The organism is Streptomyces colwelliae (genome assembly GCF_048158785.1).
GTDB lineage: Bacteria > Actinomycetota > Actinomycetes > Streptomycetales > Streptomycetaceae > Streptomyces.
The window spans coordinates 1-7,287 of sequence record NZ_JBLTJC010000465.1 but is presented as its reverse complement, the minus strand read 5'-3'; the positions used below and the strand labels follow the sequence as shown (position 1 = coordinate 7,287).

Here is a 7,287-nt window from a genome sequence, read left to right as displayed (position 1 = left end):
CCGCCTGTACCCCCCCGAACTCACCCTCACCGGCGACGCCGACGCGGCCGTACTCCTGCTGCCCGACCGCATGATCGGCGGCGTCGGCGGCGATCTGCTCGGCGCGCTGGTCCGCATCGAGGAACTGCGCGGCGCCCGCACTCCCCGCTCTTCCGCGCCGAGCACTTCGTCTGGCTCACCGCGCGCGTGCTGGAACAGCGCCTCTTCGCGTACCACTTCCTCAACGGCGAACCCGATCCGGTGGAGACCGCGCTGGACGCCTACCGCAACGAGGACGGCGGCTACGGGCACGCGCTGGAACCCGATCTGCGCGGCCCGGTCAGTCAGCCGCTGCACACCGGTCACGCGCTGCGCGTCCTGGACGCCGTCGGGCGCTGCGGCGGGCAGCGGGTGGAACGCGTGTGCCGCTATCTGACCTCGGTCTCCACGGCTGACGGCGCCCTGCCGGCGATCCTTCCCGGCCAGCGCGGCTATCCGACGGCCCCCTTCGTGCCGATCGTGGACGACCCGCCCAGCGAACTCCTCGCCACCGGGCCGGTGGTGGGCCTGCTGCACCGCAACGAGGTGTGGCACGCCTGGCTGTTCCGGGCCACCGACTTCTGCTGGCAGGCCGTCGACTCCCTGGAGAAGTCACACCCCTACGAGATCGAGGCCGCCGTCGCCTTCCTGGACTCGGCGCCCGACCGCCCGCGCGCGGAGGCCGCCGCCGACCGCCTCGGGCGCCTGGTGCGCGAGCACCGGCTCGCCGCCCTCGACCCGGAGCACCTGGAGGCCTATCCGGTCGCCCCCGGATACGCGCCGGGCGAGCACCACTTCCCGTACGACTATGCGAAGACGCCGAGTTCACTCGCGCGCGCGTGGTTCACGGACGACGAGATGGCCCGCTCCCTGGACCACCTGGCGGGCGATCAGCAGGAGGACGGCGGCTGGCCGATCCGCTGGCGCCAGTGGGCTCCGGGCATCGCCATGGAGGCGCGCCCCATGGTGACGATCCAGGCACTGCGCACCCTGAAGGCGTACGGCCGCTCCGTGGGCTGACCCCGGGCCGCCTCAGCCGCCGATGGCCCGCACGCCCGCCGTCACCAGTACGGCCGCCGCGACGACGAGCAGGAACGGTGCCCGCAGCACCAGCGCCACGGCGGCCGCCGCGAGCCCCGCGGCCCGGGCGTCGAGCACGAGCGCGTGCCCGTCGGCGAAGGTCTGCTGGGCCGTGAGCGCGGCGAGCAGAGCGACCGGCAACAGGGCGGCGAGCCGCCGCACCAGCGGCCTCTCGAGCGCGCCCGCGGGCACCAGCAGTCCGGCGAGCTTGACGACGTAGCAGCCGAGGGCGGTTGCCGCGATCGCGATCCAGACGGTCAACGGTCTTCCTCCTGTGCGTCGTAACTGCCTTCTTCTGGTGCGTCGTTACGTGCACCGCTCTGCCGACGACCCTCTACGTAGAGAACGATCGGCGCCGCGAGAGCCGCCGCCAGGACCGGCACACCGGCCGGCAGCACGGGCAGCAGCCCCAGTCCCAACAGGACCGCGAATGCCGCGACGGCACGCTCGGTGGTGGTCTTGAGCATGGGTGCGAGCAGCGCCAGGAAGACGGCGGGCCCGGCCGCGTCGAGACCCCAGGCGTCCGTGTCCCCGATGGCCTTGGCGCCCAGCGCGCCGAGCAGCGTGGTGAGGTTCCACAGCAGGTACAGGGTGAGCCCGGTGACGGTGAACCCGATGCGTGCGGCACGACGCGTGGGCTGCGCGAGCGTCACGGCCGCTGTCTCGTCGATGACCCACTGGGCGGCGAAGGGCCGCACCGCGCGCGGGAGGGCCAGCAGCTGCGAGAGGCGCAGCCCGTAGAAGGTGTTGCGCACGCCCAGGAAGAAGGCTCCCGCCGCCGCGGTGAGCGGATTGCCACCGGCCGCGAGCGCTCCCACGAGCGCGAACTGGGAGGCACCGGTGAACACCAGGAGGCTCAGGGCGCAGGTCTGTAGCAGGGTGAGCCCGCCACCGGCCGAGGTCACCCCGAAGGCGAACCCGGAGAGCCCTACGGCGACCCCGACTCCGAGCGCGTCCCGTACGACGGCGGAGTCCGGCTTTCCCCCTGCCTCGGGGGCCCGTCTCCCTCCTGCTCCGGCGCATATGTCTTCTGAAGCGATCTGTTCTGCCACGTGTCGGACGGTAGGAGCAGTCGCCGTCCCGCGTCTTGTACGTTCTTGCGCTCCCGCTGGTACGCGCCCGGGGGCACGCCCACGATCCGGGCGAAGTGCCGGTTGAGGTGCGGCTGGTCCGTGAACCCGACGGCGACGGCGGCGTCCGCGGGCGCGGTACCCGCGTCCAGGAGACGGCGTGCCTTTCGTACACGGGCGTCGGTCAGCCAGGTGTGGGGCGGCATCCCGTAGGCGCCCCGGAACGCACGCAGCAGCGCGAAGGGACTGGCCCCCAGGTCTCCGGCGAGCTGCTCAAGGGTGGGCGGTTCCGCCATCCGCGCTTCCAGCACGGCACGCGCGCGTGCGGCGACCCGACCGCCGGCCGTGGGCACGGCGCGCTGCGGCAGCGGTCCGCCGTTCAGCCGGAGCAGCCTGGTGACGGCGACGCGCAGCAGGGTGTCGGCGGCGAGCGCGTTGCCCTCGTCGGCCGCACGCAGGATCTGGTGGACGAGCCCGACGGTGTAGGGGTCGTCGAGCACGGGACTGATGAAACCGGGAGTGCCGCGGATCGAGGTGGTCTCGGCGGCTATCGCGGCCACCACCTCGGGCGACGGATAGACCGCCCCGTACCGCCAGCCCTCGGGCACGCCCGCCCGGCCGGTGTGCGGAGTGTCGGGATTGACCAGCGCGAGCGCTCCCGCCCCGGCGGACACATCGCCCCCACCGTGGTGGAACACCTCGACGCCGTCCGCGATGGCGGCGATGACGAAGTTCTCGTGCGTATGCCGGACGAAGGTCTTGCGGATGTACCGGGCCCGCAGCAGGTCGACGCCGGGCAGCTCCGTGTACCGCCAATGCCTCGCCAGCTCGCCCGAACCCGCCATACGGCCATTCTCCGCCACGGCGACGGAACGAAGCGGTCCTGGCCACGGCGACCGGAATCCGCCGAAACGGTCCTGCCCACGGCGGCCGGCAGGCACCGAGGCGGTTCCGCGAGCCGCCACCGGAGAATCCCCGCAGGTCAGCCGCATTGTCAGTGGTCGGGTGCAGGATGGACGCATGGTCAGCTCCGCACACCGAGCCCTCGACGGCTTCTCCCCCGCGACCCGCGGCTGGTTCACGGGGGCCTTCTCCGCGCCCACCGCGGCCCAGGCGGGCGCGTGGCAGGCCATCGGTGAGGGCTCGGACGTGCTGGTGGTCGCCCCGACCGGCTCCGGCAAGACCCTGGCCGCCTTCCTCGCCGCCCTGGACCAGCTCGCCGCGACGCCCCCGCCCGCCGACCCGAGGAAGCGCTGCCGGGTCCTGTACGTGTCTCCGCTCAAGGCCCTCGCGGTCGACGTGGAGCGCAACCTCCGTAGCCCGCTCACCGGCATCCGTCAGGAATCCGTCCGCTTGGGCCTGCCCGAGCCCGAGGTCAAGGTCGGCATCCGCTCCGGCGACACCCCGCCCGCCGAGCGCCGCGCGCTGTCCACGCGCCCGCCGGACATCCTGATCACCACCCCGGAGTCCCTGTTCCTGATGCTGACGTCGGCCACGCGCGACGCGCTGACCGGCATCGAGACGGTGATCCTGGACGAGGTGCACGCGGTCGCGGGCACCAAGCGGGGCGCGCATCTCGCGCTGTCCCTGGAGCGGCTGGACGAGCTGCTGCCGAAGCCGGCCCGCCGTATCGGCCTCTCGGCGACGGTGCGCCCGGTCGACGAGGTCGCCCGCTATCTCTCCCCGCGCCGCAAGGTGGAGATCGTCCAGCCGAAATCCGGCAAGGAGTTCGACCTCTCCGTGGTCGTCCCGGTCGAGGATCTGGGCGAGTTGGGCGGCTCCCCGGTGGCCGACGGCAAGGAGGGCGCGGAGAAGCCGTCGATCTGGCCGCATGTCGAGGAGCGCATCACCGACCTCGTCCAGTCGCATCGTTCAACGATCGTGTTCGCCAACTCCCGCCGCCTCGCGGAGCGTCTGTGCAACCGGCTCAACGAGATCGCCTACGAGCGCGCGACCGGTGAGTCCCTGGACGAACACCACGCACCGGCCGAGCTGATGGGCGGTTCCGGTGCCGCCCAGGGCGCGCCCCCGGTCATCGCCCGCGCCCACCACGGCTCGGTCTCCAAGGAGCAGCGGGCCCAGGTCGAGGAGGACCTCAAGGCGGGCCGACTGCCCGCCGTGGTGGCCACGTCCAGTCTGGAGCTGGGCATCGACATGGGTGCCGTCGATCTCGTCATCCAGGTGGAGTCCCCGCCCTCGGTGGCCTCCGGCCTCCAGCGCGTGGGCCGCGCGGGACACCAGGTCGGCGCGGTCTCCACGGGCGTGGTCTTCCCGAAGTACCGGGGCGACCTCGTCCAGGCCGCCGTGGTCACCGAGCGGATGCGCACCGGCTCCATCGAGTCCCTGAGGGTCCCCGCCAACCCCCTGGACGTCCTCGCCCAGCAGCTCGTCGCGATGACGGCGCTGGACACCTGGCAGGTCGACGACCTGCTCGCCACGGTCCGCCGTGCCGCGCCCTTCGCCTCGCTCCCGGAGTCGGCGTTCACGGCCGTACTCGACATGCTCGCGGGCCGCTATCCGTCCGACGCGTTCGCGGAGCTGCGCCCGCGCGTGGTGTGGGACCGCATCGCCGGCACGATCACCGGCCGCCCCGGGGCGCAGCGCCTCGCTGTCACATCCGGCGGCACTATCCCCGACCGCGGTCTCTTCGGGGTCTTCCTCGCGGGCGCCGACCCCAAGAAGGGCGGCGGCAGGGTCGGCGAGCTGGACGAGGAGATGGTCTACGAGTCCCGGGTGGGCGACGTCTTCACCCTCGGCACCAGCTCCTGGCGAATCGAGGACATCACCCGCGACCGCGTCCTGGTCTCCCCCGCGCCGGGCGTCCCGGGCCGTCTCCCCTTCTGGAAGGGCGACCAGCTGGGCCGCCCGCTCGAACTGGGCCGCGCGGTGGGCGCGTTCCTGCGCGAGGTCGGCTCGCAGCCCAAGGAGGACGCCCGCCTGCGCCTCCTCGCCGCGGGCCTGGACGCCTGGGCCGCGGAGAACGTCCTGTCGTACCTGGCCGAGCAGCGAGAGGCTTGCGGCCACATCCCGGACGACCGCACGATCGTCGTGGAGCGCTTCCGGGACGAGCTCGGCGACTGGCGCGTGGTCATCCACTCCCCCTTCGGCGCCCAGGTCCACGCCCCTTGGGCCCTCGCCCTCGGCGCCCGCCTCTCCGAGCGCTACGGCATGGACGCCCAGGTGATGCACGCCGACGACGGCATCGTCCTACGACTGCCCGACGCCGACCTGATGGGCCTGGACCTGCTCGACCAGGAACCCATGAAGGCCGGCATGGAGTACGACGTCGACCAGGCCCCCGTAGGCGCGGCGGACGTCGCCTTCGACAAGGGCGAGGTCAATCAGATCGTCACCGACCAGGTCGGCGGCTCCGCCCTGTTCGCGGCCCGCTTCCGCGAGTGCGCCGCCCGCGCGCTGCTGCTGCCGCGCCGCAACCCCGGCAAGCGAACCCCGCTGTGGCAGCAGCGCCAGCGCGCCGCCCAACTGCTCCAGGTGGCAAGCGAGTTCGGCTCGTTCCCGATCGTCCTGGAAGCGGTCCGCGAATGCCTCCAGGACGTCTTCGACGTCCCCGGCCTCACCGAGCTGATGGGCGACCTGGAGTCCCGCAAGGTGCGCCTCGTCGAGGTGACCACCCCCGAGCCGTCCCCCTTCGCCCGCTCCCTCCTCTTCGGGTACGTCGCCCAGTTCCTGTACGAGGGAGACTCACCGCTCGCCGAGCGCCGCGCCGCCGCCCTGTCCCTCGACTCCCACCTGCTGGCCGAGCTGCTCGGCCAGGCGGAGTTGCGCGAACTCCTCGACGCCGAGGTGCTGACCGAGCTGGAGCGCGAACTCCAGTGGCTCACCGAGGACCGCCGCATCAAGGACGTCGAGGGCGTCGCCGACCTGCTGCGGATGCTCGGCCCGCTCACCGACGCCGAGTTGGCCGAGCGGGGCGCCGCGCCGCAGTGGGCCCAGGAGCTGGCCTCGGCCCGCCGCGCGATCCGGGTCCGTATCGCCGGTGCCGACCACTGGGCGGCGATCGAGGACGCGGGCCGCCTGCGTGACGCGCTCGGTACGGCGCTGCCGGTCGGCGTCCCGGAGGCGTTCACCGAACCGGTCAAGGACCCGCTCGGTGACCTCCTGGCACGGCACGCGCGCACCCACGGCCCGTTCACGTCGGCCACAGCAGCGGCCCGCTTCGGTCTGGGCGTGGCGGTCACCGACGGCGCGTTGCAGCGGCTCGCGGCCAACGGCCGGGTCGTACAAGGGGAGTTCCACCCGGCCGGCATCGGCCAGGAGTGGTGCGACGCGACGGTGCTGCGTCGCCTGCGCCGCCGCTCTCTGGCCGCACTGCGGCACGAGTTGGAGCCGGTGCCGCCGGCCGCGCTCGCGCAGTTCCTCCCCCAGTGGCAGCACATCGGCAAGGGCCACGGGCTGCGCGGCATCGACGGACTGGTGCGCGCCGTCGAGCAGTTGCAAGGTGCCTCCGTGCCCGCGTCCGCCCTGGAGAAGCTCGTCCTCCCGTCCCGCGTGGCGAACTACGCACCCGCGATGCTCGACGAACTCACCTCCGCCGGCGAGCTGGTGTGGGCCGGCGCGGGCGCCCTCCCCGGCAAGGACGGCTGGATCTCCCTGTACCTGGCGGACGCGGCCCCCCTACTCCTCCCGCCGCCGCACCCCCTCGAACTCACGGCGCTGCACCAGTCGGTCCTGGACACCCTCTCCGGCGGCTACGGCCTCTTCTTCCGCCAGATCACCGACCAGATCCGCGCGACCACCCACCCGGACGTCACCGATCCCCAACTGGCCGACGCCGTATGGAATCTGGCCTGGTCCGGACGGCTCACGAACGACACACTCGCCCCCATGCGCTCCCTGCTGGGCTCCGGCCGTACGGCGGGTTCCACAGCCCACCGCGCAAAGCGCACGGTCCCGCGCGGGCGCTACGGCTCGCTCACCGCAGCCGCGCGCCCCGCCAGACCGCGCCCGGCGTGCACTTGGGATCCTCGATCGGCTCGCCCTTGAGATACCGGTAGTGGCAGGTGCCCGCGGCCGGCTGTTTCCAACGCCGACGACCCCGTCCTCGGCATGGTGAGGGGAACGATCGCCAGCATCGTGGCCCGGTACGAAACGCTCGGGC

The 7,287-nt window shown here is 73.0% G+C and carries 4 protein-coding genes and 1 pseudogene; 2 read left to right on the top strand and 3 right to left on the bottom strand.

Annotated elements, in window-relative coordinates:
* Positions 1–186: 186 nt before the first annotated feature.
* Entirely contained in the window at positions 187–1,038 is an 852-nt protein-coding gene (locus ACNFOC_RS47830; RefSeq protein ID WP_416965276.1) for a hypothetical protein, read from the top strand.
* 12 nt (positions 1,039–1,050) lie between these two features.
* On the opposite strand, the gene ACNFOC_RS47825 is transcribed toward ACNFOC_RS47830, so the two are convergent.
* The 3 genes from ACNFOC_RS47825 to ACNFOC_RS47815 are packed head-to-tail and all read right to left on the bottom strand — an operon-like array spanning position 1,051 to position 3,013.
* Positions 1,051–1,359 carry an AzlD domain-containing protein gene (locus tag ACNFOC_RS47825; RefSeq protein ID WP_033286170.1) on the bottom strand — a complete coding sequence of 103 codons (309 nt, stop codon included), beginning with the start codon at positions 1,357–1,359 and terminating at the stop codon, positions 1,051–1,053.
* Positions 1,356–2,123 (bottom strand): AzlC family ABC transporter permease, encoded by a 768-nt coding sequence (locus ACNFOC_RS47820; protein ID WP_416965277.1) that lies wholly within the window; start codon positions 2,121–2,123, stop codon positions 1,356–1,358. The genes ACNFOC_RS47825 and ACNFOC_RS47820 overlap by 4 nt, the downstream gene beginning before the upstream one ends.
* Positions 2,027–3,013, bottom strand: a complete 987-nt coding sequence (locus ACNFOC_RS47815; RefSeq protein ID WP_416965275.1) for an AraC family transcriptional regulator — start codon at positions 3,011–3,013, stop codon at positions 2,027–2,029. The genes ACNFOC_RS47820 and ACNFOC_RS47815 overlap by 97 nt, the downstream gene beginning before the upstream one ends.
* Positions 3,014–3,188: 175 nt before the next feature.
* Between ACNFOC_RS47815 and ACNFOC_RS47810 the strand changes: the two are divergent.
* Positions 3,189–7,124 (top strand): annotated as a pseudogene (locus ACNFOC_RS47810) (ATP-dependent helicase); the annotation flags it as partial.
* Between the last annotated feature and the right edge of the window lie 163 nt (positions 7,125–7,287).